Source organism: Paraburkholderia sp. SIMBA_053, assembly GCF_046534895.1.
Taxonomy (GTDB): domain Bacteria; phylum Pseudomonadota; class Gammaproteobacteria; order Burkholderiales; family Burkholderiaceae; genus Paraburkholderia; species Paraburkholderia caledonica.
The window spans coordinates 1,300,452-1,324,812 of sequence record NZ_JAWRXU010000001.1 but is presented as its reverse complement, the minus strand read 5'-3'; the positions used below and the strand labels follow the sequence as shown (position 1 = coordinate 1,324,812).

The window sequence follows — 24,361 nt, the reverse complement described above, 5'->3', positions numbered from 1 at the left end:
GAACGCGTCCCGCCTGTCGCGCAACGACCGTTCCCAGAACGCGCTACTCGGTGTCCGTTTCGGGCTTCCACTCGCCGTCCGTGCCTTCGCGGCGTTCAATGACTAATTCTTCGGACTTCAAAATGAATTCACGAACTGCTTCATGCTGTGATTCGACGGTCATTACGTGCACCTCTTCCTTCAACACGAGTTGCATTTTTACTACCGGCACGTACTCGAAGACCGGAATGATGAGCGTGTCGCCTTCCTGCCGCGGCGCGTAGCGCTCATCGACAGGCCGATTGACCGGCACGCGCCGAACTTCAACGTGCTCCTCGCGCAGGGTCACGGAAACCGGCTTCGTCTCCTCCTGAATGACCTTGCGGACCCGGACTGAACCAGTCTCGATTCTGTCGACGTCGACCTGCAGTTGTTCTTGCACGGCAGTGACGCGCAATTCGTCGGACGCATTGTTTGCATCAGACGTGTCCGCGCGATCAGCGGATTGCGACTTGGATTTGGCCGATTCGGGCATGTCCATCAGTTGCCTCCGGGAGAAGCGGACGTTCAGTTAGGAAGAGACGCCGGGAAGATGTAGCAAGCGACCATGCATCGCACGTGGCTGCTTGTGTCGGAAGAATCTCTGGCATCGACCGGCGAGGTGAACCGGCGCCACGTCATGCAGCGCCGCAACGTTTGAGGCCGCAAGGGCCATGCCGTGTCGGCGGGACGGGGGGAACTTGCCCGCCTGGCAGGACAATAAGTTCGTTGACCGTCAGCAACGTTGTGTGGGCTCGCCCAACATATTGGAAGAGCTGAATGTAACGGAACCGTCAACCCACAGGTATGATGTCGCTCTGTCCAAACGACACCAATACAGGAGCGGACTTTGAGCGAACAAAATGACTTGGCAACCATACTTGAGAAAAATGAAGAAGCCGTTTTGAAAGCGTGGGTAGCCGGGCAGATATCTGGCGGCGTCCGCCAAGGTGTCATCTCGGAAGCTAATGTGCGCGACTCATCGCGTGCATTTCTCGCGCTATTTGCAAGCGCTGTCAAAAGCAGCTACGACGAGCAGTTGTCCGGAGAGGCATGGGAACCTGTCCGCGCACATCTGACCGCATTGTCCCGGGAACGCGTGATTCAGGGCTTCTCCCCGGTAGAAACTGCCACTTTCATTTTTTCGCTGAAGAAGCCGCTTTTCGAAGCGCTGCGCAAGTCGCTCGGCAAAAACCTGGAAGCGCTCGGCGACGAGTTGTGGAAGCTGACTCAAACTCTCGACAGCTTGGGCCTTATCACCATTGAAGCGTATCAGGCGAGCCGCCAGCAGATCATCGAGCGCCAGCAGCAAGAATTGCTGGATCTCACTACACCAGTGGTGCGCCTGTGGGACTCCATCGTCGCGCTGCCGCTAATCGGCACGCTCGACAGCGAGCGTACCCAGGTCGTCATGGAGAGCCTGCTCGACTCCATCGTCGAAAACGAGGCGGCGATCGCGATCATCGACATCACCGGCGTGCCGACCGTCGACACGCTGGTCGCGCAGCATCTGCTCAAGACCGTTGCGGCCGCCCGGCTGATGGGCGCGGAGTGCATCATCAGCGGAATTCGTCCGCAGATTGCGCAAACTATCGTCCACCTTGGCGTCGATCTCGGTGACGTCGTCACGAAGGCAACGCTCGCCGAAGCGCTAAAAATCGCCTTGCGACGAGTGGGCATGACGGTGACGAAACTCGCTACCGCCAAGCAGGACCACTGAGATGGAGCAGATCCCTGTCCTCAAGCTCGGCGAATTCCTGCTCGTCTCGATTCAGGTAGAGCTGCATGACGAACTGGTGATGAGCTTGCAGGACGATTTGACGTCACGGATCGAGCGTACGCATGCAAAGGGCGTGTTGATCGACATCTCCGCACTGGAGATCGTCGATTCTTTCATTGGCCGTACGCTCGGGCACATCGCAGCGATGGCGCGGGTAATGGACGCCACCACCGTGCTGGTGGGCATGCGGCCTGCTGTAGCTATTACGCTGGTCGAACTGGGCATGTCGCTGCACGGTATCCGCACGGCGCTCGACGTAGACAAGGGAATGGCCTTGCTGCGCAGGTCGCTCGAAGACGCGGGAGACCCCTCATCGTTACCTTAAGCGAATCCGTCCTCGAGGTTCGAACGGCCGATCAGGTGAACCTTGCACGCAAGACGGTTCAGGAGTGGGCAACGCGGCTGGCCTTCGGCACGCTCGACCGAACCAAGTTCGTTACGGCGGCGAGCGAACTTGCGCGTAATACGCTTGTGCACGGCCGGGGAGGCAAACTCACCATCTCCGAAGTCCAGCGCGACGGCCGTATTGGCATCAAGCTCGTTTTCGAAGACACGGGGCCGGGTATTCCGGACATCGAGCGGGCGCTTCAGGACGGGTTCAGCACCGCCAAAAGCATGGGGCTTGGATTAGGCGGTGCACGGCGGCTCGTCAATGAGTTCGACATTACGTCGACAGTAGGCGTGGGGACCAAAGTGAGCATCATTCAATGGAAACGACGCTAACCCTCGCCGACAAGAGCGGCGTGGCAGACGCGCGCAGGCGTGCGGTTCAGATGGCGCAATCGCTCGGCCTGCCCGAAAAATCGCAGGCAGACGCCGCGCTGATCGTCACCGAAGCGGCCACCAACATCCTCAAGTACGCGGGCCATGGCGAGATCGTGCTGAAGTGTGCTGACGGCGGCGCGGGCGGTCTCGACGTGGTCGCACTCGACCGCGGTCCGGGTATCGCCAACCTCGGCGCCGCATGTTCCGACGGCTTCTCGACGGGCGGCAGCCTCGGCGCCGGTCTCGGAACGATCGCCCGTCACTCGGTGCTGTTCGACATTTATTCGGTCACGGGTAACGGCACGGCTTTGTTCGCGCGGGTGGCCGATAAACCAGCCGCAAAGCTTTCCCGCTTCCAGGTCGGCGCGAGGTCCACGCCGAAACTCGGCCAGGACGTCAACGGCGACGCATGGGCCGTGCGCCATTTGGCGGACAGCATGTGGGTGACCTTGCTCGACGGCCTCGGGCATGGGCCGCTCGCGGCAGAGGCGTCGCGTCGTGCCGTCGACGTTTTCATGGCAGCCGATCCGGTTGCTCTGCCCGCAGACGTGATGCGCGACGTTCATTCCGGCATCAAGGCGACGCGCGGCGCAGTCATGGCGATTGCAAAGTTCGAGCCTGCAAGTGCCGTTCTGTCGTTTGCGGGCATCGGTAATATCGTGAGTGTCGTTCATACCGGCGAGAGCGCGCAGCACCTGCTTTCCATGGACGGCACGGTCGGCTACAACGTGCGCGCGGTCCGCCCGGGGGAAGCCCGTTGGGTGCCGGGCAGCGTGTTCATTGCCACCACGGACGGCCTCTCCACACGTTGGAATCTGAACCGCCATCCCGGTTTGACGCACCGGCACCCGAGCCTGATCGCCAGCGTGCTGCACCGCGACTTCGCCCGCGACGCGGACGACGCGACTGTAGTTGTCGTCAAGGCGGTTTGACATGCGACACAGAATCCTCGCGACGCCCGTCAGCTCGAATCTGAGCCTCGTCACGGTGCGCGACCGTTCGCGTCAGATCGGCGAACTGTTCGGCCTCGACAATTTGCAGCGCACGCGTTTTATCACCGCCGTCTCCGAGATTGCGCGCAACGCGGTGCAGTTTGCCGGCGGCGGCATGCTGACCTTTTTTGTCGGCGACGCCACCGACGCGGCGGAGACCCAGTGCGTGGTCGCGCAAATCAGCGACAACGGTCCGGGCATTCCCAATCTCGATGCGTTGCTGGTCGATCCCAGCGGTCGGCCTGGCGCCACCGGAGTGGGTATTCCGGGCAGTCAACGCATGGCGGATGGCTTCTTTGTGCAGTCGCAGGCGGGCAAAGGTACAACGGTAACGCTCGAGATGTTCCTGCCTCGGGGCACCGCACGTCTTTCCATGCGCGCGCTCGGCACGCTCGTCGGCCAACTTACTCAGCGCAAACCTCAGACGCCGGTTGAAGAACTCGAGCAGCAAAATCGTGAAATGCTTCTCGCGCTTGAAGAGCTTCGTCGCAAGCGCGCTGAACTTGAGGATGCCGACCTCCGCAAGAACGAGTTTCTCGCCATGCTGGCGCACGAACTGCGAAATCCGCTGGCAGCCATATCGTTGTCGCTTGAACTGGAGGCGCGTGCTGGGACGGGCGAGTCCGGCCACACGTTCGCTGTGATTGCACGGCAAACTGCGCAACTGTCGCGGATGGTCGAAGATCTGCTCGACGTGTCACGGCTTACGCGCGGTAAGGTCGAACTGCAGACCGAGGTGGTAGGTGTCGATTCGCTTATCGAAGGCGGGATCGAGATGGCTCAGGCCGAAATCAAACGGCGCGGCCACACAGTAAGGATCGACTATCCGGCGGAGCTTGCTTCGGTTCGCGTCGATATCGCGCGGCTCAAGCAGGTGTTCAACAACATCATCCACAACGCGGCGCGATACACGCCACAGCCCGACACCATCGCGATTACGGTCACGAACACGGACAGCGAAGTGACGATTGCGATTACGGATCGCGGCATCGGTATCGATCCCGACATGCTGCCGCACGTGTTCGATCTCTTTGCCCAGGCGACGATTGGTATCGGCAGGCAAGATGCCGGACTCGGCATCGGGCTGACGGTCGTGGAGCGGCTCGTGAACGATCACGGTGGATCGGTGAAGGCGTACAGCGACGGTCCCGGCAAGGGAACGCGCGTTGTCGTGTCGCTGCCGATCGTCCACGAAGAGGTGACCAGCGACGCACCTGTGACTCACGCCGAAACGCCGTGGGCGAGCGTCGAGCACAACGTGCTGGTGGTGGACGACAACCGCGATTCGGCCGACGCCCTCGCTGCGCTGCTCGACATGCATGGGCACCAGTGCAAAGTCGCATACGACGGTGCGTCGGCGCTGCAACTCGCCGAGACCTTCCCGGCGACGGTGGGCCTGGTGGACCTCGGCCTGCCCGATATGTCGGGATTCGACGTGGCGAAGGCATTGCTCGCCAGGCCCGCGTTGGGATCGCTGAAGCTGATCGCTTTGAGCGGCTATTCGACCGCGCCGTTTCGAACCGAAGCAGCCGAGGCCGGGTTCAGCCATTTCTTCTCGAAGCCCGTGGCCATCGAGGAGCTTTTGCAGTTTCTGGCGAAGGGTTGAGTGTTCGCGTCGCCGCCATCATGCAGGCAGTGAAACCCGGTACATGAGCAGCCGTGCCGGGCTTCACTGGTCCGCCGGAAGCGGACCGGGGCGTCAAAAGATGTTGCGCAGGCCCACGGCAACGCCGGTCTGGTTATTGCGGCCCGGGAAGTCGGCGGTCGCCGCACCGGTGCCGCGAATGAAGTCGACCGTTCCATACACTTCAGTGCGCTTGGACAGCGAGTACTCGGCGAGCAGCACGCCCGAGTAGCGGGTGCCGCGGCTCAGCGTGGTTTGATCCGCGTTCAGCGCATTGCGCGAGTGGTTGTAATAGGCCGCGGCGGTCAGCAGCAGCGGCGGTGTGACCTGCCACGTGGTGCCGAGATAGAAGCCGTCGTCGATGCGATTGGTGTTGGTCACCGGCGTCGTCCAGCCTGCTGCCGGCGAGTTCGCCGCCGCCATGAAGAGGTCGACCATGCCGGTGTTGTCCTGCGCGTGCAGCCAGCCGGCGTATGCCTTGACCGTGCTGAATGCGTAGACCGCGCTCACGTTGACTACGTTGAACTTGCGGTTGTTCGCGTCGCTGTTCTGCTGGTAGCCCGCGTCGAGCGAAAGGCCGCCGTACGTGTACGACGCCGTCAGGCCATACATGTTGTTCGCGCCGGTGCTGCCTGCCACGCCGCCGAAGCCATACATGGCTTCCACATTCAAACCGCCGAACTGGCCGCTGTACTTAACCGAGTTGTTCTGACGCAGACCATAGCCGAGGGCGCCCGGCAGCCATCCATCCTGATCGTAGTTGCCAACCGTCAGCGGGTCGTACACGTTGCCGAGCTGATCGAACAGCGGCGTGTTCTGGCGGCCGAACGTGACCGTGCCGTACTTGTTGCTGGACAAGCCGACATAAGCCATCCGGTTGAAGAGCGTGCCGGAGCTCGCGAGCTGACCGTTCCAGAGATTGAAGCCGTTCTCGAGCCGGAAGACCGCGGATAGACCGCCGCCCAGATCCTCGTTACCTTTCAGGCCCCAGCGGCTGCCGGTGATCGGGCCGACGCCCATTGCGACTTCGCTGTCGTTCTTTGCATTCGCATTGGTCAGATAGCGGATGCTGGTATCGACGATGCCGTACAGCGTGACCGAGCTTTGCGCAAAAGCGGATTGCGCAGCGATGGCCAGAAGTGCGCCGCCGATGGCGCTCGTAATACTTTTATTCACCGGAATCTCCGTGTGCTTGTTTATCGAGCGAGCCCCCGTGTATGGTCGGTGGCCCGCGGGCATAGCGCGTTCGTGGGCGCGGGCGCAATCATATTTCGACCAAATTAAACGGACGCTGACTTTTTGCAGTGATGTCGTCCGATTGCAACGGTGTGGGGCGCCGGCACGTCGGCAGCGGGGCATGCCGCGGGCTAGCTCGCCCGCGTCACTCGCAAATCCGCGGGTGTTTGCAGTGCCGATTGAGCGCCTGCAGCTGGCGCCGCGGCCGGCGGAATCAGCTTGCCCCGCACCAGCAACGCAAGCGTCTTGAAGGCCAGAATCGCGATGATCACGTTGGCCAGGATGAACAGAGGCGGTGCAGCCCATTCAACGGCTCCTGCCGTGCCTCGTTCGACCATACGCAGCGCCATCGTCGGTAAAGCGGCCACACCGAAGCTGAAGGCCCAGTAACCAGGCACGAAAGCCTGTTGACGAATCCACGGCAGCAACCGCAACAGCAACAGTCCTTGATAAACCCCATATCCGAGCAGGATCAGCGCGAACAGATCAGGTGCGCCGCTCGTCAAGCCAAGGTAAGTCACACCACCCACCACCGGCGGCGCGAGCTGAATGCCGAGCGTGGGACGCAGTGCTTCAGGCAGCGGTTCATGCACGGCTGCACGATGCAGAATCAGCGATTCGATGGCAAGCCAGGACAGTAAGCCCGCACCGAAGAACAACCCGCCCAGCTGATGAAAACCGAAGGCCGCCGCCGCCGTGCCCGCAACGAAACTCGGCGCCACGGTCGGCAGGTAAATGGCCGGCGTGACGAGTTCCGGCTTGCGTCCGCCTTGCCAGAGTCGTCCATGCAGATACACGCCGAGTGCCAGTTGCGCGACGACGGCCACACCGAACAGCGCGAGTGCGACGCGATATGCGTGCGGCTGCAAAAGTTGCGCGGCCAGCATGCTCGACACGGGCGCAAGCGCCGCGAAAGACGACTGCACCGGATGCTGCATTTCCTCACGAGCCTCGGCAGTGCGTGTCAGCCACTTCAGCCCGTAGGCGACGAGAATGGCGAGCCACACGACTAACGCAGCGACCGTCGTCAACGTTCCAATGGCGGCGGGCAAGTGCCACAGCCTGATCGCCACGCGCCACAGATTGGCGAGCGCGAGGGCGCCCACCGCGATACCGAAGAATGCAACGGGTACTGAGCCACGATTGGTGTCCATCACCGATCCTCCAGGAGTTGCGTCGCGCTAGACTGTTCCGGCTTCGCGCGATCGATGACGTACTGTAGAACCGCGCCCGCAAACGCAGAACGCTGGGCGCGCTCAACAAATCGCGCAATCGTCTCAAGATGCGCAGCATACGGTTCGGTTTCGATCACGCGTTTCATTCGAGCGTTTGGCTCCGATGCGCGCTTTGCGTGCTTGACATTAGCCCCTCTTCCAACTGATCATTTGATGCAGTACGCCCAGTTCTAATGGCACGCGTTCCTGCGCGGCGCCCATCGCACGCAGCGTCTCGTCAAGCCTCCTCCCGTCATTCGCTTCAGCCATTTCCAGTTTTCGCCAGCACGTTGACCCAAAAATCCGACATCGCCCGCCAGCCCACAGGTACAGCTAGTGGCCCGCACAAGGTGCTCACCGCATTGCGTGCAGCAACTTCGCAACGCCACGAGTCGACTCACCTCCTGATGCCGCTGTCGGTCGACAGTGTCGCGCTCGGCGATTACGTCGCGCATCTGGTCATTCTTCGCGAATGGCTCGTACAACTCGATGCCTGGTTAGCGCATTTCAGCGATGGACCTCAGGCACCGGCGCTGCTCGCAGCCCGTAATCGCGTCGCGTTGATCGATATGGATCTGGCCCACGCATCGGTAAAACTGGAAGATCGCATTGGTACGCAGGAAGTAAGTAGTACATGTCACTGGGTTGGCAGCGAGAGCGCCGCTTATCGTTGGGGCGTGTGCTATGTGATCGAAGGTTCGCAGTTGGGCGGCGCGGTTTTATACGAACGCCTGAAAGAACGGCTCGCGCCTCATCCTCTCGGATACCTGAAGGCGGGCCGCGACGCACTCGGTGTGCGTTGGCCGGCGTTCGTTCGCGCAATGTGCGCCGACGTCGATATGCAAACTCAAGCCAGTATCAAAGAAGCGTGCCGCGGCGCCTGCGACGCGTTTGACCACCTCATCGAACTCGTGCCGCGTCCCGCCATGGCCACCTTCGCGGGCGGCGAATAACCGCGGGCGGCACACGTAATGAATCGCTTCCAAGAGGACGGTCCAGCGCCGTCGCACCCGCTCGACGCGGCGTCGGTTTTCGACCTGCTACCCGAGGCTTATCTGATTCTCAACCGGCATTACGAAATACAGCTTGCCAATGCACGCTATTGCGAACTGGTGAGCCAATCGTCAAGTGACCTGTTGGGCAAATCGATTTATGAGGTCAACCAGTTCGGTCCCCAGGAGCAGCGCGAGGCCCGACGCTCGTGGCTGGAAAGCGTGCTGCTCGACCTCGCGCCTGGCGAGCCAAAATGGTCGACGTTGTTCCGCTACGAAAGTCCGCGGCGCGCTCAGGATGCGGCGCGCGCCGCTGCTTCAGATCCGGATGGCTCGTCCGCGCAGCTTGCGCCACGTTACTGGAAGATCAAGGCGTCCTTGCTGGACTCGACGCAAAGAGGCGGCGATATCGCTTTGCGCGTGAGCGAAGTCACCGACCGTGTCGACGAATACGAGCGAAATCAGCGCGAGCGCGCGAAGCTTCGTTCGCAGGCGCAGTTGCGTCTACTGTTGGCGAAGGAAGCAAAAGAGCAGTTGCGCGAGAACGAAGAACGCTTTCAACTCGCGCTTGCGTTTTCGCAACTCGGTGCATGGGAATTGGATCCGCGCACAATGCGCATCGACTGCACGGATCAGTGCAAGGCGAACCTGGGTCTGTCGCACAGTTCGGTGCTGACTGAGCAGCGACTCTTCGGCGAGATCGCGCATCCGGAAGACAGTGTGCGTTTGCGCGATGAAATGAATCGCGCCTTCGCGAGCCGTGAGCATTTCGAAGTGGATTTCCGCGTCGGTTGGGCGACTGGTTCGATCCGCTGGATTCTGGTGCGCGGCGTGGGACGATTCCTGCCCGATGGCGCGCTCAATTCAGTCATTGGATTTACCCTCGACATCACGACTCGAAAAGAAGCCGAGCTGGAGCAGCAGCAAATCGCGTTGTCGGAGAAGCGGGCGCGTGAGGAGAGCGAGCGCCTCGCCACGGCGATGGACCATTTCGTCACGACAGTCAGTCATGAATTGCGCTCGCCGCTCGCCGCGATCGTATCCTGGACTCATTTGCTCGAGCGCACAAAAGACGCTTCGCAGGTAGCGCCGCGCGCGGCTGGCGTTATCAGCCGCAATGCGCGGCAACTCGCGCATATGGTCGACGATCTGCTCGATAGCGGCGCCATTGTTACGGGCAAGCTGTCGGTCAATCTGAGCCCGGTCGATCTGGGTGCGCTCGCGGGCAACGTCGCGGAAGACATGCGTATGGACGTCGAGGCAAAAGGCTTGCGTCTCGTCGCTGACGATCTCGCATCGGTCACCGTGCTCGCCGATGAAAGCCGCATGAAGCAGGTTGTGTGGAACCTGTTGTCGAACGCGCTGAAGTTTTGTCCGACCGGATTCATCCAGCTATCCGTCACAACCGGTGCAGAACATGTCGAACTCGCGGTGCGCGATACCGGCGTGGGCCTGGATGAAAATTCGCTCAAGCAGATTTTCGAACGTTTCCAGCAGTTCGCCGGCAACGGTTCCGGACGCGTTGCCGGGCTCGGCTTAGGCTTGTGGCTGGTGAATAACCTGGTCGACCTGCATAACGGCACGATCTTCGCCGAAAGCGCCGGCCTCGGGCATGGCGCCACTTTCCGGGTTCGCCTGCCTGTGTATCGCTAAGCCGTGCAGCGCCTCTTTGACTCGCCATGGGCAGCGTGTGTGAACCGCACGGTCAGCCACGGCATTGAGCGTGAGTGAATGACACGCTTGCGGGCGAGGTATGCGTCAGCGCGGAAGAGGCGGCGGTTCGTTGAGTACGGCCCAGAACACACCAAGGTCTTTGATGGCGTCCATGAAGTCTTCGAACTGAACGGGCTTCACCACGTAGGCGTTCACGCCCAGATCGTAGCTGCGCAGCAGATCGCTTTCTTCGCGCGATGAGGTAAGCATCACCACCGGAATGCGCCTGAGATCTTCGTCGGCGCGTACGGTTTTTAGCACCTCGTGACCGTCTACCTTCGGCAACTTCTTGTCCAGCAGAATGACCGCCGGAATCTCCGCACCTCGGTCCGCCCACTGCCCCTCACGGCGAAGGTATTGCAACGCCTCTTCTCCGTCGCGCAACGATACGACCGGATTCGCAAGCCGCGTTTTCTCCAGCGCGATCAGCGTCAGTTCGATGTCGTTGGGATTGTCTTCAACCAGCAAAATTGGTTTTAGCACGCGTTCATTCTCCTTTCATCTTCGTTTCAGCTCTCCGATCAGACCGCGTCCGGTTTTGCGCCAGCAAGTTGTCTGGGCGTGCCGTGGAGACTGCCGGCGATTCTTCGTTCCCCGTTGCAACAGCCGCAAGCGAACGGGGCAGTGAGAATGTCACGGTTGCCCCTTTGTCCACTTCGCCGACCGCCCACGCCTCACCGCCATGACGTTCGACGATCCGCTTCACGGTCGCGAGGCCGATACCGGTTCCGCTAAATTCTTCCATGCGATGCAGGCGCTGGAAGACTTCGAAAAGTTTGCCGACGTAGAGCATGTCGAAACCGACACCGTTGTCTTTCACGAAGAACACGTCGTGGCCGGCTAGTGCATCTTCCCCTGCGTAACGGCCGATTTCGATTACAGCGGCATCGCGCGTCGCGGTGAACTTGACGGCGTTCTCGATCAGATTGCGCAGCACGACATGAATCAGCACAGGGTCCGCCGTAATCTGGCCGAGGTCGCCCACGTGCCACGTGATGTTGCGCTCGGACGCGTGCTTGAGTTCGTCGGCGATCAGGGAGTCGACCAGTTCCTGCACGTCGATCAGTTGCGGACGCAGCGCCGTGCGGCTCATCTGCGAGAACGCCAGCAGGTCGTCTACCAGCTCGCCGCCAAATTTCGCCGATGAAATGATCCGCTCGAGAAAGTGTTGGCCGCGCTCGGACAGCGCGCCGCTTTCCATCTGACGCAGCAGATCCGCGAAGCTGGCGATGTGCCGAAGAGGCGCACGCAAATCGTGCGATACCGTATAGGAGAAACCTTGCAATTCCTCGTTCGCACGTCCGAGTTCGTGCGCGAGTTGCCCGAGTTCTTCGGCCCGGCGCAGCACGATGCCGAGCAAGGCAGTGCGGAATTCCGAAGCAATTTCCAGTTCAGCAGGGCGCCATGCGAGCGATCGGTCGCGTACCGTGTCCGTCCAGACGTCGAAGCTCTTGCGCGGAGACAGCGAAGGCGAAAGACTTGCGAGCTTTTCTCGCGGATCGCCCGCCCATTTGATTGTCTGAATGGCTTCCTTGCGGAACCACAGCACATAATTCCGGAACAACGTCGAAATCGATACGGACAGCAGGCCGGCATAACCTGGATTGGCTGGCACGACCGGACAGGTGAACGCTAGGGCGTCGGTTTCGAACGTCTCCTGAGACTTGGTATCCAGCCATTCGACGAGCTTCCCGACGTCCGCCTCGGATGGCGTGCTGCCAATGAGCAGCACTCGACCGTCAACGACGATGGCTGCGCCGTCTGATGCGGTCAGTCCGAGGAAATCGCCAGGATCGTTGACGAGCGCGTCGGTAAAACTGTCTGCGTCTGCCATTGCACCGAGAAGCCGCGTGAGGGTGCGGCGCAATTCGAGTCGGTATGCGGCTTCGGCATGTTCGTCTTTCGCTTCGATCTGCAGCGACAGCACTTGTGCAATGTGTTCACACGCGGTGCGTACTTCGAAAGGCGGAACGCGCCCGCTATCGTGATGACAGGAAATCAAGCCCCACAGCTTTCCGCGAACTACGATGGACATGGACATGGACGACATCGTGTCCATGTTCTTCATGTACTGCACGTGCACAGGCGATACGCTTCGCAGCGAAGCATAGGTCAGATCGGTGGGCTTGCCTGTCGACGGGTGCAAGGACGGCACGAGCGGCGCGGGCTGATATCCGGCGTCCGCAATCAAGCGGATGCGGTTGCGTATATATAGCGCACGCGCCTGTGCTGGAATGTCCGAGCCAGGGAAGTGCTGGTCGATGTAAGACGCGTACCCCGGTTCGACGTGTTCTGCGATCACGTGACCGATACCGGCTTCGTCGAAGTTGTAGACCAGAGTGCGGCCGTAACCGGTGATGCGATGCACTTCGTCGGCGGCGAGTTGCGCGAGACACTCGATACTGTTCGCCTCTTCAAGGCGGTTGATGAATGTGCGCACGAGCGGATACATCGACGAAAACACGTCGCCGGTTCCCAGCGCCGGCTCGAGTTCGACGATCGCGACACCCTGGTAGCGATGCACGATAACGGCGAAGGGCGAGGGCCGCCCGGATGCCTCGTCACCACGCGGGTCGCTCATCGAACCGATGTAAAGCGGGATGCCGTCATCGACCTGCGAGGCAAGCCCGTTGACGATGCGGGCCGCCCATTCTTCGCCGAGAATGCTCTCGATCGAGCCGCCCAGTGTGTTCTCCGCGGGCGAGCCTGTCAGGCTCGCGATATTGGCGCTGACCTGCAACAACGTTCCGTCTGCGGCAATGCTGAACAGAAAGCCGTGCGGCTGAATGCCGCCTGGGATATGAATGGGTTCTCGCGCGCAGTCGACCTCAGCTGCCGATGAAGCGGAATAAGGCAGTTCTGCCATGCTTGCTCCGGAAACGGTGTGCTGTATTTTCGCATATTCGTTTCATCGGAACTTGAACTGCAGATCGAAATGTGTGGGCCCGGCGCGTCTGGAACTCGCCTAAAACCCATACAACTCAGCCGGATTATCTACAAGCATCTTGCGGCGAACTTCGTCGCTTTCCGTTAGCCGCATCGTCCAGTCGAGCATGCGCGCGTCGTCGGGCACGGGCTTTACGTTGGGATGCGGCCAATTCGACGCCCACACGCCGCGCTCCGGAAATCGGCTTGAAAGCGTGCGCACGAGCCACGACACGTCGTCGAAATCAGGCGAGCCGTTGCGCGAGCTTTCATAGGGCGCGGACAGCTTGATCCAGCAACGGGGACCGTCGAGCAGGCGGCACAACGACGTGAACCCTTCGCTTTCCGGTGTGACGGGCGCGAGAAATTTGCCGAGATGATCGATAACAAGATTCGACGGTAAGCTCGCCAGCATCGCTTCATGGGCAGGCAGCGTGTGCCCATCGAGCTGCAGGTTGATATTCCATCCCATCGGAGCGATGCGCGCCGACATATCCCTGAGCACACTCCACGGCAGTACGCCGCCCGACAGCATCATGAAACGCACGCCACGTATGCCGGCATCGTGCAGGCGCTGCAATTCGTCATCGCTGACGTCGGGCGGCACGACTGCGACGCCGCGCGCACCGTCGCCCAACTGAGCGATGGCCGCGAGCGTGCAGCGGTTGTCGAAGCCGTACCCCGTCGGTTGCACGACGATCGCGCGCGACAAACCGAGCCCGCGCTGCACTTCGCGATATGCCGATGCAGGTGCCGGAGGCGGCGTGAAGGTTGCGCTCGCCGCGAGCGGATAGCCTTCCTCGTACACGTGGATGTGGCAATCGCATGCGCCTTCGAAGTCGATTGGACGTGTCATCGCGCGTCCGTCGGCATGGCAAAGCCTGAGAGGCGATACGCGTGCGCCGCATTCACCGCGCCCGCAGGCACGCGGCCCTGAAACAGGGCTTCGGTTTGCGCGACGGTTTCCATCGATTGATGCTCGATGGCGCCCGGCGTCAGTCCGCCAATGTGCGGCGTCGCGATTACGCGCGGATGGGCCGCCAACTCAGGCGACGGCATCTGATCTGCCGCGCGGCCCACGTCGAGCGCGCATCCTGCCAGGTGGCCACGCTCCAGCGCGGCGAGCAGAGCGGCGTCGTCGACCAGTTCGCCGCGGGCCGCGTTGATGAAGTACGCGCCCGCTTTCATCGCCGCGAAGGTCTGCGCGTTCATCAGGTTCGCAGTCTGCGGCGTGGCGGGCGCAAGGCAGACGACGAAGTCCGACTCGGCGAGCAGATCGTCCAGGCCGACTTGCTGCACGCGCGTGTCGCCGATCGTCGCATACGGATCGGACACGATCACGCGCATGCCGAAGGCCGACGCGAGAGGGCACAGGTAGCGCGATATCTGCCCATACCCGATCACGCCGAACGTGCTGCCGCGCAACTCGCGGCCCATCTTCGGAGCAGGCGATTCGTGCCGGTGGTACGCCTCTGCATACGCGGTGGTTCCTCGCGCGAGATCGAGCATTGCGCCGATCACCCACTCGGACACGGCCGGTATGAAGCCTGCGCTCGCCTGCGTGACGAGCACGCCGAGTTCGCTCGCGGCATCTACATCGACCGTACGGATATCCACCGCGCAGCGCACGAAGGCGGCCAGCTTCGGCAGCGCTTCGAACAACGCGCGCGGCGCGGGCGTCTGCCGGTAGGCGATGATGACATCGGCCTCGCGCGCGGCGTCGGCGAGTTCAGTAAGCGTCAGCTCGCGATCTTCGGGGTTGTACGTGACGTCGGCGAACTTCGCCAGCGCCGCCGCGGCGCGCGTGCCGAAGTAATGATCCAGCATGTGCCGGGGATGACTCACGAATACCTTGTTCATGTCCTTATCCTGTCTTTCTGGCTTGCTTCGCTTTCGCCGCGGTTTTGCCCGGGCGCGCGACCGATTCGCGTTCCACGAGCGTGATGTCCGTGAACAGCGCCTGCTCCGACGCAGGCATGGGTTCGTCGTGCGGACGCATCGCGCGCTCCACCATTGCGGCGGCCATCGCCGGCACCGGAAGTTGCACGGTTGTGAGCGCGGGGTTTGAAATCGCCGCGAGGAAATGCCCGTCCATGCCGACGATCGACACGTCTTCCGGCACGCGCAGTCCGCACTCGCGCAGGCCTGCCATGAGGCCGAGCGCCATCAGGTCGTTGACCGCGACAATGCCGGTCGGGCGCGCGTCGTCTTGCGAGAGCAGGCGCGCGAGCGCGCGACCGTTCTCAGCAATCATCGAGTCGCCGTATTCGTTCACCGGGCCGCTGTCGAGCACGCGCGCCTCTTCTGATAGCCCCGCCTCCTGTGCTGCCGAGAGGAACCCGTTGATCTTGTCGCGGCGGCTCATCGTCACGCCGGTCAACGTTGCAAAGGCGAGCCGCGCGTGGCCGTGCGCGATCAGATGGCGCGTCGCGATGCGCGCTGCTTCGAAGTTGTCCGGCGTGACGTGTTCGACGCGCGTGGTCTCACCTTCGGTCGCGCGGCGGTCGTAGCTGACAACAACCATGCCGCGTTCGACGGCGGTTTCCAGATGGCGCTCGTTCGCAAGCGACGAGATGACGATCACGCGCCGCACGCCTTGCGACAGCAGGTCTTCGAAGAACGACGCTTCCTTCGCCGGATCGCGATACGTGTTGCCGATCATCACACGGTAGCCGTAGCGCTCCTGTGCATACGTTTCGACCTCGCGTGCGATATAGCCGTACATCGGATTGGCGATGGACGGCACGAGCAGTCCGATGAGCGGCGTCTGTCCCGTCTTGAGCTGACGCGCGAGCGTGCTCGGCCGATATTGCAGCGAACTCATCGCGGCCTGCACGCGCGCGAGCGTTTCCTGACGCATCTGGTCGGTGCGGCCGTTGAGTACGTTGGATACCGTGCTCACGGATACACCGGCCTCGCGGGCGACATCCTGAATGGTGCTCATAAGGTTTTGCATCTGCCGGCTACAGGCCGAGCCGGGTCGGCAACCACAACGAAAAGGATGGCACCAGAACCAGCACCACCAGTGCAATGCACAACACCAGCAGATATTTGAGCATAGGACGCGCCACAGCCTTCATTTCCGTGCCGGTGATGGCGCAGGTCGCAAAGAGGCCCAGGCCGACCGGCGGCGCGAACAAACCCAGGCCCATTGCGACGACGATCACCGTGCCGAAATGCAGCGGGTTGATGCCGAGTTGCGTGGCGATCGGAGTAAGCAGCGGGCCGAAGATGATGAGCGCGGGTGCGCCTTCCAGCACCGCGCCGAACACGATCATGATCAGCACGGAAAGCAGCAGGAACATCGTGGGACCGTATTGATGCGCGAAGGCGATCATCGAATCGGAGACGAGCGCGGGGATCTGCTCGATGGTCAGCGCGAACGACACGCTGGAGGCCGCCGCTACGATGAAGAGAATGCTGCTCGCCATCGATGCCGAGCGCACGAATACCCGTGCCACCGATTTCGGCGTCAGTTCACGAAACGCCAGCCAGCCGACGATAAGCGCATAGACCACGGCGAATGCGGACACTTCGGTCGACGTCGCGATACCCGAAGTCACACCCTTGCCGATCATGGTGATCATGACGAGCGCGACCAGCGCGCCGCCGAGCAGCGGCATCCACGCGCGAGGATTGGTGAGCGCATCGGCGAGATTGATGCGGCGCCCGAAAATCACCGCGACGATCGCCAACGCCACCGCAAGGACGGCTGCCGGCACCACGCCCGCGAGGAACAGCCCCGCAATCGATATGTTCGCGACGAAGCCCATGATGATCATGTTCACGCACGGCGGAATGGTTTCGGCCATCACGGCGCTGCAGGCGAGCAACGCTGCGGCTTCGTTCGGATCTTCCTTGCTCTGGCGCACTGCCGGCATCACGACGCCGCCGACGGCCGCGATATCCGCAAGCTTTGAACCGGACACGCCGGAGAAGAAGGCCGTTGCCATGATAGTGATGAGCCCGAGGCCGCCGCGCACGCGCCCGAAGATCCGCAGCAGCAGTTCGATCAGTCGCGACGACATGCCGTTGGTTTCCATCAGCAGGCCGGCTAATACGAAGAACGGAATAGCGAGCAGCACGAAATGGTCGGTGCCGGCCATTACTTGTTGCGAGTAGACGAGCATCGGCAGCGATGGGTCCGCGAGGAAATACAGCAGCGCCGAGAACGCGAGCACGAAGCCGATCGGCACGCCGAGCACCAGTGCGCCGACGAAGCCGGCTATCAGCAGCGAGCCGGGCTTGATCGCGTGAGCGGGCACGGAGGCGTTCCACGCGAACACCGCCGCCGCGAGCAACAGGCAGCCGATCAATGTGCCCAGCACGGTCTTGCGCGCGCCGTTCACCGCGTTGGCGAGCGCGAAGATCGTCATGAATACGCTGCCAATGACGAGTGGGTACACGTTGATCCATGCGGGGAGGCCGCTCGGCGTCATCTGACCGTACGAATCGACCAGCAGCAGGCACGACGACACGCAAAGATTGCCCGCGACGCCAACGATTACCCAGTGCCCCACATGAACGAGCGCGGGCTGCCAGCGCCTTGGCAGCATGCCGCGAAACAGGTCGACGCCGACGTGCTGACTGCGCGCAAGCACCGTGGCGGCGCCGAAGAACACCAGCACGATCATCAGCGCGCCGGCGACTTCCTCGGCCCAGTCGAAAGGATCATGCAGGAAATAGCGGTAGATCACGGAGAGGAACACCACGAGCACATCGGCCGCGAGCACCGCCGCGCACAGGTATTCGATCCAGCGCATGAGACGGGCGAGGCCGCGCGCGAGCATGGTCTCATGGCCGAAGCCCGGCGCGGCGAGTTGCGTTTCCGGCCCGGGCGTCGCGGAGAAAGTGGTCATGGTGTGCTGCCTCGTTAGCCGCGCGCTGCGGCGATTGCGCTGAAGAGCGGCGCGGTCGAGGGATACTGCTTCGAGAAGCTCGCGTACAGCTGCGACTGCATCTCGCCGCGCGCGGTATCGCGGTCGGCCTTCGACATCGGATAGAACGTCATGCCGCGCTTTTTCAACTCCTGCTCGGCGCGGGCAGCCGTTTCGATGGCTACGACGCGCTGCTTCACCGTCGCGTCTTGCGCCGCTTTCTGAAACGCGGGGCGCAAATTCTCCGGAATCTTCGCCAGCGCGCGGCGGCCCATCGCGACGACGAGCGGGCTGAACACATGCTGCGTCTGCCAGCACGACTTCACCACTTCGTCGTACTTGCTCGCGAGCACGGTCGCGCAGTCATGCTCGAAGCCATCGACGACGCCTGTTTGCGCGGCCATGTACAACTCGCCGATTGGAATGGGCGTCGGTACAGCGCCCATCAGCTTGAAGGTTTCCATGAAAGCGGGCGTGGGCAGCACGCGCAGCTTCACGCCCTTGATGTCGGCAAGCGATTGCGTGGGCTTCTTCGTGAACACGTTGCGCGCGCCGAACGAATAGCCCCACGTGACGACCGAGCAGCCCGCACGCTGTTGCAGCATCGTGTCGAACGTTTTGCCGACGGTGCCGTCCATGGCGCGCCCGACGTGGTCGAAGCTGTCGAACACATAGCCCAGATCGAGCATGCCCAGTTCCGGCAACACGGTCGCCCAGATCGACGAGCCGGTGACCATCATGTCGACGGCGCCGACCTTCACCTGCTGCACCACGTCGCTTTCCTTGCCGAGCTGGTTGTTCGGGAAGTAGTCGATCCGGATCTGATCGCCGACGCTCGCTTTCAGGTTCGCAGCGAGGTTTTGATACCACACGTAGTGCGCGGCGTTTTCGTTGGGAGGCATGGACGACGACAGCCGCAACGTGGCGGCGGGCTGCGCACGCACGATCGCGGGAAACCCCGCGCCCGCGGCTGCAAGCGAAGCTGCCGAAGCAGTCTGAAGGAACCGTCGCCGGGAAATGGAATGCATGGTGTTGTCTCCTGGATGCCGCGTTGACCGCGGACGAGTTTGTCGGGCGCGGCAAGACAGAACGCGCGACTGTATCGATTTAGTGTATCGATACAGTAAATCGCGGCATCGCTGGAACAAATGGGCGTTTACCCGGTGCACGCGGTGGTTGACTATGAGGCGCGGCGCACTGGCACACCGCATAAAGCGACCGCGTTACAGGCGTGAACAAGCGGTTCGCGGCGCGCGATGGTCAACGCCGCACCAAGCTGCGTGCGTTAAATTTCTCTGCCGATGGCCTTGTCGATCGAATATCGGCCGGCGCCCTTGAACGCAATATGCAGCGCCAGCAAGCCCATCAGGACGGGATATTCCATGCCCTTGTCCAGCCAGACCCATGCCGGCGCGAGGACGAAGCAGATCCCGATCATCTCGAACGTGATCATTGCGGCAAAAATGCGCGTCATGAATCCCAGGGCGATACACAACGCGCCGCCCGACTCCAGGAAGGTCACGAAATAGGCAAGCATTTCCGCTGCCGGAAGGTGAAGTCTGGAATCGATCAGCCGCATGGAACTCGCCAATGGATTGTCCATTGATCCATGTGAGTGGCCGAGCACCTTCGGGAGTCCGTGGGTGAGAAGGACAATGCCGAAACCAAGTCGCAATACGGCGTATGACACAGGATCAAAGAGCCGATAGAGCTGGCCGAGTTGCGGGATGATCAGCTTCGGAGCCGTCGCATCTGCGTTGCGGGTGTCGAGTTCCTGCGTGTCGAGATCCATAGCCAGGCTCCGCATGAATTGAAAAGACCGGTGAGAGCAGCGTGCCGGACCGCGCACGGACCGGAACGAGTAGTCCGGTGAACCCTGCGCGTTCCCCGAACGACAGTTATTTCGACTTCGGAGCGAGTCCCATTTTTTCGAGCGTCAGGGTTTCGTCGGCGCGACCCCATCCTCCGTCGGCAACTTCCTCGACAAGAACCATCGAATACGGGCGGACACCTTCACCGAAGTATTCGACGAACATCGCCGTAGTGCGATGGATGATTTCTTCCTTGCGCGCGTGATCCAGAATGCCTTCCGGGAACTTGTAATTTGCAAACGGCATAGTGCTTCTCCTGTAGATGCCTCGTTGACAAGGCGCATGTCGCGGCACCGGGCGGTCCGGCATGACTGACCGCATTTTTGTCGTTGCCCGCCTTGAGATAAAGAGTGGCAGATGGACAACTGCATTCGAGGTCGATCAATAATGAGTGAGCGAAGGGGCTGTAGACGGCGCGGTGTTGCTTGCTGCCCAACAGTGCGTCACCTGGAAATGGACGTAAGTCGGTTTAGCTCCAAAACCGGTGTCGTCAGACGATTCGTTGCATCGTCAAGGAGCACCGGCTGCGCGCCGGGCGGACCGCTGCTGCACGCGAATGTTTGCCTGATCGCGACGGACGATAGCGAGTCGGTACAAATAATGCTGACGCATTTGCAGCCAGGCCGGTTGCATGCAGTTATCGTTGATGCAAGACAAGGACTACAACCGGGGTAACGATGACTTTGAAAAAGTACCCAATGCGACTCTTTTTATGGCTGCTGACGCCCGCCCTCTTTTTGTCGACACCGGCATTCAGTCATGCACTGGATCAGGAAATGGCATGCGAGGGCACGCCCCATGACTTCGTCGAGGAACTGGTCGATCAGCAATCGATTGAGACGCCAGCCAACCGCGTTCAGCCGGATTCAGTCAACGCGTTCCGCCCAACTCGCGGTGCACATCTGACCGCGTTCGGTTTCCGGGTGAAGGCGATTTTTGGATATCAGCCCGGCGATCCGCTTTTCGAGGCCGGCACCGGCAAGCCAGCGTCCGCGCCGCTCTATGGCGTGGTCGTGTTCGGTTCGTCCGAGTCGGTGCAGCGTGAACTGGCTGCGGCGGGCAGCCATGCCGTCACTCATTCGGTGATTCCGATGGTGCTAACCGCAATTGTGTGTGCGCAATGACACATGACGAAGCGCCGCGCCTGGTCAGCTCGACCGGTGGCGGATACGTTTAATCATGCCAGCGCCAACGGCACCCGCGAACGCGCTGCGCAGGCCGTGGAGACCGTTGAGCAGGCAACTTTAGAAGATTTCGATTGCGGTGGAACTGTGTATGTTTGCTAACACTAGAGCATTGGCTGTCGCGCTATTAGAGGCGAATCCCGCTGCGTGTGCAGTGCTCGCTCGTGACTTGACCGTAATTGAAGCTAACGTCCGTTTCAGCGACCTGTTCGACTATCGCCCGTCACCGTCGGTGTCCACGAGTGTTGTTTCTCTCGTCATCGGAAAGCTGCCGGTTCTGTCGAGGGAGGCGTCGCGAGCAAAACTTCTGGCGGCCGCGGGCCGAGCATTTGAAGAAGGTCGAACGCAGAGCGTCGTCATTGCCGACGCTGTGATCGATGCGGACGCCGCGCAGGGTGCTGTGGGTTCTGAGTCGGGCATCACGTGGCGGATCGAATTCAATCCTCTTGCCGTGGACGATGCCATCGACATGGCTCCAGCGATGGTGGTGCTGGTGAAGTCCAAAGACGCCGCGGGCGAGCTTTCATCGGCAGGCAGAAAGTTAGAGGGCGCCGCCGCGTCCGGGAACGATGACTCTCGTGACGATTCGGAATTGCGTCGATTGCTGTTGGAGGCCCGATATCACGCGCTGGTGAAGGTAGCCAGCTCGGCGGCCTACGTGTGCGATGCCGTGGGCAGATTCGTGGTGCCGCAACCTTCGTGGGAAAGCTATACCGGGCAGCCTTGGGAGAAGCACCAAGGTTATGGGTGGGCCGAAATGATCCATCCGGACGATCGGCTCGTGGCGCAGACAGCGCTGAACAAGTCTCTCGAAACAGACGGGCCGTATCGCGCGGACGTCCGGCTGTGGCACGCCGCATCTTCGACCTACAGACGCTGTCAGATTCGCGCGGCGGGCTCGCATGACGAGAGCGGCGCGATCTACGAATGGGTGGGGATGATTACCGATGTCGAAGAAACGCTAATCAACGCGCAAAGTCTCACGGAAGAACGCGAGCGTCTCGACCTGTCGATCCAGGCAGCCGAAATCGGCACGTTCCATTGTCCGATTCCGCTGGACCGGATCATCTGGAACGTCAAGTGCAAGGAACACTTCTGGCTGCCTGCAAACGCCGAGGTTGGCTTTGACCTGTTCTACGCAAGGATTCACCCGGACGACAGGCAAAAAACCCGGGACGCTGTCGAGAAGGCGGTCAACGAAGGTGTGCCTTACGACATCGAATACCGAACCGCTTCGCCATCGGGCGATATCCGGTGGATTCGTGCCAAGGGACGAACACATGTAGACGAAGCGGGTCGGCCGTTGCGGTTCGACGGCATCACCATCGACGTTTCTTCTCACAAGGCGCTTGAAATGGAGCGCGACCGGCTTCTGACAAACGAGCGGCTGTTGCGGTTAGAGGCGCAACACGCCAATCAGCTCAAAGATGCCTTTCTTGCTACCGTGTCTCACGAGCTGCGAACGCCGCTGAATGCGATGCAATCGTGGCTCTATCTTCTGCAACACGAAAACACCGACCCCGAACTCATCGCGCGCGGCATCGAGGCGATAGATCGCAACGTCGAACTGCAAACGCGGCTTGTCGACGACCTGCTGGATCTGAGCCGGATCGCCGCCGGCAAGCTGTTCATCAATTCGAGCGAGGTGGACCTCGTGCCGCTGCTCGTCGCCGAAATCAGTGACGTTAAGTTGGCTGCGCGCGCTAAAGGAGTCGAGATCGTGCCGCGGCTCTCAGACACATTGCTCGTGGAGGGCGACCCGCTCCGGCTGCGTCAGGTGTTTTCCAATGTACTCAGCAATGCGCTGAAGTACTCGAAGGCCGAAGGGAAAATCGATATCGTTGCCAGTCGCGCCGGCAACTGGGCGGAGATACGGGTTGAGGACAATGGAGCGGGAATTCCAGCTTCTTTCATCAACCACGTATTCGAGCCATTTGCACAAGCTTCACAGGCGACGACACGCCGCTTCGGCGGGCTCGGTATTGGTCTCGCAATCGCGAAGAGCATCGTGACGCTGCATGGCGGATCGATCACGGCCCAAAGTGAAGGCGACGGGCGCGGAAGCACTTTCGTCGTTCACATTCCTTTGCTGGCCGAAGATAGAGAGCCACCGGCTGGACCGCCGCTGACCGACATAGTGACATCGTCCCGCGACGAAGCGCTTGCCGGCATCAGAGTGCTTCTGGTCGAAGACGAAGCGGACGTGCGCGATGCGATGCTCGCCGTGCTGGAGTCCGCTGGAGCCGGAGTGCGGGGTGCCGAATCGGCGCCCGAAGCGCGCCGGCAGATCGATGCGGAGCAATTCGACGTCATTCTTTCAGACATCGGCATGCCGGACGAAGACGGCTATTCGCTTATCCGCTCACTGCGGCAGCAGGCCAATCAGACGCCCGCGATCGCGGTGACAGCTTTCGGGCGTCCGGAAGACAGAGCTCGTGCATTGCAGGCCGGCTTCGACCTGCATATGCCGAAGCCCGTCGAGCCGATGAGTCTCTTCAGGGCCATTCGGGAATTGCTCCGAATCTAGGTTCCCAATGACGTCGGCTGAAGCATACCGAGCGGCGGCGCAACGCTACGAACGTGATCGAGGTCCTGCGTGCGCCCGCCGCGCTTCTTCACGCGTGGATCGTTGCGTGGATCGTTGTGTGCGTCGTTCTCTCGCGGCCTTTTTCTCGGCCGCCCCCTCTGCTTCCGCATGAGTGTCGCCGATTACCTTGCCGATCGCTTCCTTCACCGAGCCTTGCGCTTCACTGGTCTGAGTCGTCCTTCCTCGTGAGTGATTCATTTTTGTCTCCCGTCTTGCACCAAACAAAACCATTGTCTTTCATAAGGTAAGGAAGAGCGGCGCTCGGAAAGTTCCCGACCGACATTGGAACCGGACCTTTGGGCGCTAAGAGGGCAGAATCATTTGCTGTCAACATGCAATTGCCCCCACGCTTTGGGTGCATTTGCGGCTACCGGTCGGTAAATACATCCCTGATAATCTCGCGATAGCGAACGCGTCGGGAAGACCCTGTCCGCACGTTCTGCATGTCGCTGCCGCATATGCCGTTCGGGACGATTTCCATGGCGTGTGCGCGACCCAGGCGGTTGTAACCGGCGAATGCGCCGGTGCGCCGCCGTGGGCGCTTTCGTCCTTGAACCTTGCCGCGACGCGGCGCCCGAACAGA

General features: G+C 61.4%; 22 protein-coding genes. 9 read left to right on the top strand and 13 right to left on the bottom strand.

Going from position 1 to position 24,361, the window contains the following annotated elements; all coding sequences use genetic code 11:
* Positions 1-43 precede the first annotated feature (43 nt).
* Positions 44-520, bottom strand: coding sequence for a YsnF/AvaK domain-containing protein (locus tag SB753_RS05985; protein ID WP_410799465.1), 477 nt, complete (start codon positions 518-520; stop codon positions 44-46).
* Between the two features lie 348 nt (positions 521-868).
* Here SB753_RS05985 and SB753_RS05980 point away from each other — a divergent pair, with 348 nt between their 5' ends.
* From SB753_RS05980 to SB753_RS05960, 5 genes are read left to right on the top strand one after another with little or no spacing between them, the layout of a single operon-like run.
* Positions 869-1,738, top strand: coding sequence for an STAS domain-containing protein (locus tag SB753_RS05980; RefSeq protein ID WP_020066793.1), 870 nt, complete (start codon positions 869-871; stop codon positions 1,736-1,738).
* Between the two features lies 1 nt (position 1,739).
* The gene (locus tag SB753_RS05975) at positions 1,740-2,123 is read left to right on the top strand and encodes an STAS domain-containing protein (protein WP_020066792.1); all 384 of its coding nucleotides are present in this window, start codon (positions 1,740-1,742) and stop codon (positions 2,121-2,123) included.
* Between the two features lie 35 nt (positions 2,124-2,158).
* The gene (locus SB753_RS05970) at positions 2,159-2,521 is read left to right on the top strand and encodes an anti-sigma regulatory factor (RefSeq protein ID WP_020066791.1); all 363 of its coding nucleotides are present in this window, start codon (positions 2,159-2,161) and stop codon (positions 2,519-2,521) included.
* Positions 2,506-3,495 (top strand): ATP-binding protein, encoded by a 990-nt coding sequence (locus tag SB753_RS05965; RefSeq protein ID WP_410799463.1) that lies wholly within the window; start codon positions 2,506-2,508, stop codon positions 3,493-3,495. Before SB753_RS05970 ends, SB753_RS05965 begins: the two co-directional genes overlap by 16 nt.
* Position 3,496: 1 nt before the next feature.
* Positions 3,497-5,161: an ATP-binding protein gene (locus SB753_RS05960; RefSeq protein WP_410799461.1), complete on the top strand. Its 1,665-nt coding sequence runs from the start codon at positions 3,497-3,499 to the stop codon at positions 5,159-5,161.
* 93 nt (positions 5,162-5,254) lie between these two features.
* Here the strand turns inward: SB753_RS05960 and SB753_RS05955 are convergent, their stop codons facing one another.
* The 3 genes from SB753_RS05955 to SB753_RS05945 form a co-directional block, all read right to left on the bottom strand.
* Positions 5,255-6,355, bottom strand: a complete 1,101-nt coding sequence (locus SB753_RS05955; RefSeq protein WP_410799460.1) for a porin — start codon at positions 6,353-6,355, stop codon at positions 5,255-5,257.
* 191 nt (positions 6,356-6,546) lie between these two features.
* Positions 6,547-7,569 (bottom strand): dicarboxylate transporter/tellurite-resistance protein TehA, encoded by a 1,023-nt coding sequence (gene tehA, locus SB753_RS05950; RefSeq protein ID WP_410799458.1) that lies wholly within the window; start codon positions 7,567-7,569, stop codon positions 6,547-6,549.
* Entirely contained in the window at positions 7,569-7,736 is a 168-nt protein-coding gene (locus SB753_RS05945) for a hypothetical protein (protein ID WP_410799456.1), read from the bottom strand. Before SB753_RS05945 ends, tehA begins: the two co-directional genes overlap by 1 nt.
* A gap of 255 nt (positions 7,737-7,991) precedes the next feature.
* Between SB753_RS05945 and SB753_RS05940 the strand changes: the two genes are divergently transcribed.
* Entirely contained in the window at positions 7,992-8,582 is a 591-nt protein-coding gene (locus SB753_RS05940) for a biliverdin-producing heme oxygenase (protein WP_410799454.1), read from the top strand.
* A gap of 18 nt (positions 8,583-8,600) precedes the next feature.
* Entirely contained in the window at positions 8,601-10,274 is a 1,674-nt protein-coding gene (locus SB753_RS05935) for an ATP-binding protein (RefSeq protein ID WP_408128999.1), read from the top strand.
* 105 nt (positions 10,275-10,379) lie between these two features.
* Here the strand turns inward: SB753_RS05935 and SB753_RS05930 are convergent, their stop codons facing one another.
* The 9 genes from SB753_RS05930 to SB753_RS05890 all read right to left on the bottom strand — a co-directional run bounded on the left by SB753_RS05930 (position 10,380) and on the right by SB753_RS05890 (position 20,253).
* The gene (locus SB753_RS05930) at positions 10,380-10,817 is read right to left on the bottom strand and encodes a response regulator (RefSeq protein WP_027804429.1); all 438 of its coding nucleotides are present in this window, start codon (positions 10,815-10,817) and stop codon (positions 10,380-10,382) included.
* A 4-nt stretch (positions 10,818-10,821) separates the two neighbouring features.
* Complete coding sequence (locus SB753_RS05925; RefSeq protein WP_410799452.1) at positions 10,822-13,200, bottom strand: ATP-binding protein; 2,379 nt, start codon at positions 13,198-13,200, stop codon at positions 10,822-10,824.
* A gap of 99 nt (positions 13,201-13,299) precedes the next feature.
* Positions 13,300-14,115, bottom strand: a complete 816-nt coding sequence (locus tag SB753_RS05920; RefSeq protein ID WP_410799451.1) for an amidohydrolase family protein — start codon at positions 14,113-14,115, stop codon at positions 13,300-13,302.
* Positions 14,112-15,119, bottom strand: coding sequence for a hydroxyacid dehydrogenase (locus SB753_RS05915; RefSeq protein WP_410799450.1), 1,008 nt, complete (start codon positions 15,117-15,119; stop codon positions 14,112-14,114). Before SB753_RS05915 ends, SB753_RS05920 begins: the two co-directional genes overlap by 4 nt.
* A gap of 4 nt (positions 15,120-15,123) precedes the next feature.
* Complete coding sequence (locus tag SB753_RS05910) at positions 15,124-16,203, bottom strand: LacI family DNA-binding transcriptional regulator (RefSeq protein WP_087751994.1); 1,080 nt, start codon at positions 16,201-16,203, stop codon at positions 15,124-15,126.
* A gap of 19 nt (positions 16,204-16,222) precedes the next feature.
* Positions 16,223-18,118: a TRAP transporter large permease subunit gene (locus tag SB753_RS05905; protein ID WP_410799448.1), complete on the bottom strand. Its 1,896-nt coding sequence runs from the start codon at positions 18,116-18,118 to the stop codon at positions 16,223-16,225.
* Between the two features lie 14 nt (positions 18,119-18,132).
* Positions 18,133-19,164 (bottom strand): TRAP transporter substrate-binding protein, encoded by a 1,032-nt coding sequence (locus SB753_RS05900; protein ID WP_087751992.1) that lies wholly within the window; start codon positions 19,162-19,164, stop codon positions 18,133-18,135.
* Between the two features lie 257 nt (positions 19,165-19,421).
* Entirely contained in the window at positions 19,422-19,928 is a 507-nt protein-coding gene (locus tag SB753_RS05895) for a DoxX family protein (RefSeq protein WP_410799446.1), read from the bottom strand.
* A 106-nt stretch (positions 19,929-20,034) separates the two neighbouring features.
* Positions 20,035-20,253, bottom strand: a complete 219-nt coding sequence (locus tag SB753_RS05890) for a tautomerase family protein (protein WP_020066774.1) — start codon at positions 20,251-20,253, stop codon at positions 20,035-20,037.
* Positions 20,254-20,705: 452 nt separating this feature from the next.
* Here SB753_RS05890 and SB753_RS05885 point away from each other — a divergent pair, with 452 nt between their 5' ends.
* Positions 20,706-21,131 carry a hypothetical protein gene (locus SB753_RS05885; RefSeq protein WP_020066773.1) on the top strand — a complete coding sequence of 142 codons (426 nt, stop codon included), beginning with the start codon at positions 20,706-20,708 and terminating at the stop codon, positions 21,129-21,131.
* 151 nt (positions 21,132-21,282) lie between these two features.
* The gene (locus tag SB753_RS05880; protein WP_410799444.1) at positions 21,283-23,718 is read left to right on the top strand and encodes a PAS domain-containing protein; all 2,436 of its coding nucleotides are present in this window, start codon (positions 21,283-21,285) and stop codon (positions 23,716-23,718) included.
* Positions 23,719-24,361 lie beyond the last annotated feature (643 nt).